This window comes from Vagococcus sp. WN80Y (assembly GCF_059621045.1).
In genome coordinates this window covers 1-2,046 of sequence record NZ_JCAQHY010000066.1, presented here as the reverse complement: position 1 = coordinate 2,046, position 2,046 = coordinate 1, and the positions used below count along the sequence as shown (strand labels likewise).

Genomic DNA, 2,046 nt, shown 5'->3' with positions numbered 1-2,046 from the left:
ACTGTATAGGTTCCTGCGGTTAGATACCCTGTTGTATACAAGCCACTGGCATTCGTTATTGCTGTCGTACTCGGTACGACCACGGTTCCCGCACTGTTCTTGATTTCATACGTGGCATTTGCCAATACAGCCTTGCTTTCTTTATCTACTTTCTTAATCGTGAGTTTCCCTTGACGGTCATTCACAAACTCTACCTTGCCGACTGCTCCTGTTGTGACCAACACTGACTTACTCGCTGCTGCTCCCGTTAATAAGATGTGACCCGCAGGTGCCCCTTTTTCCGTCACCGTATAATTGCCCGTTGGCAGACTTGGACTTAAGTAAACACCTGAAGCATTGGTTATCGCGGTGGTACTTGGCACAACCACCGTTCCTGCACTATTTTTGATTTCATAGGTCGCTCCTTGAAGAAGTTTACCCGCATCATCTTTTTTCGTGATCTGGATGCTTCCCTTTTGGCGATTATTAACAAAATCAAAATAAACCGTTGTCCCATTTATAACAGGTTTTATCTGAACTGCACTTCCAGCAATACTATAATCGGCTGGCGCTTTTGTTTCCGTCACTGTATAATTTCCAAGAGGTAAACCTTTTAGCGAATACTGACCATTAGCATCTGTCTTTCCAGTCCCCACAATCACTCCTTTTTCATTTTTTACCTGAAATTCTGCATTAGCAAGCGCTATTCCTGAATCAGCTTTCTTTCGAATCATGAGATCACCTGTTGGAACTTTAGTAATAGCCGCCGCTTGATAATTTATCGCTCCTCCGGTAGACCCAGTGAAGCCCCAGTAAACAGAATTCCCTTTAAATTTTGCATTGAAATCTGGAATATTAACCGTTACAGCAGAAAAACCTCCTAATTGATACGTTAACTGTTTAGTAGTGCTATTCCATTTGGCTGTGAAATATCGCCACGCATTATTTGTCAATCTTTGTGAAGTAGACCACTGTAAATTAGAATGTCCGTTATTAATTGCTTGTTGAGCAGTTGAAGACCATCTATTAGCAATATGACCATACATTTTACTAGCGGCCGGAACTTGTTTTCCATCACCATTATATTCATTCCCTGAATCAGGTAATGCATTATAATATGTATCAAACTCTACTAACCATGCTGGATTTATGTAGTTAACTAATCCCGGCGATTGTGAAGGAAAGCTCGGTAATACAGAAGCAAAAGTGCCTAATCCTGCTCCACTAGAACCAAGAGCACTTGTCTTTTTTGCATCATTTTGCAAGACAAATGTCATACCATCACCTCCACCATGACCACCACCTTGACCATTATACTTATCTCCTAAATATAGATACATAGCAATATTAAAATCATGAGTCATATCAACTGGTTTTTTAAACCAAAGCCCCCCAAACTGTCCTCCCTTATTTTGAGTAACTTCTACAACATTAGTGTACTGGGACGAAACCACTGATGTCCCTACAATTGCAAAATCCGTCCTTATATCCAAAATATTAGCTTGTGGAGGAACTGGAACAGCTCTTGTAGTAGGTTCCATCATCGGAGATACTTCTTCATAAGTATTTTCCTCCATTGTATTGTCTCTGTTTTCTTCTTTACTGCTAGAATCACTTAGTATGGTTTCTGGAATTACATCTGATTGTTCAGGTGTTACGATATTCTCCTCTGCTTTAAGTTTGCCACTGTGCACAAAAAAAGAAGAGATAACTATCCCACACAGACTCAGGACTAACAATAGAATGACTTTGGTACACTTTTTTTTCATTATCTTTCCTTTCCATAAATGCATTACAATACTCATATCCTCTTTCTTATTGTTGAACCAACCCTTTTAATTGATCGTCAATCAGTTTCAATGCCCCACTTGTCGGCGTCGTTCCCTGCCACCACGCATCGCGGTAGCCATAAGCCGTCGTGTTAATCCCTTCGACTTTCACTTCAATCGTGATGGCTGCTCCTGTATAAGCCTCTGTTAGGTTGGCCTTGTTTAAGGTCACTTGACTAAATAAGGCAGGAGTGGTCTCTTGATAGCCTAAGGCTTTCTTGTAATAAAAATAGCCATC

Annotated in this window: 1 protein-coding gene and 1 pseudogene; both read right to left on the bottom strand. The window is 40.7% G+C overall.

Annotation, left to right across the window (positions count from 1 at the left end):
- Positions 1-1,748: MSCRAMM family protein (locus AC5KOD_RS02780; RefSeq protein WP_496913014.1), on the bottom strand; the 1,748-nt coding region annotated here is incomplete at its 3' end.
- 46 nt (positions 1,749-1,794) lie between these two features.
- Positions 1,795-2,046 (bottom strand): annotated as a pseudogene (locus AC5KOD_RS02775) (hypothetical protein); the annotation flags it as partial.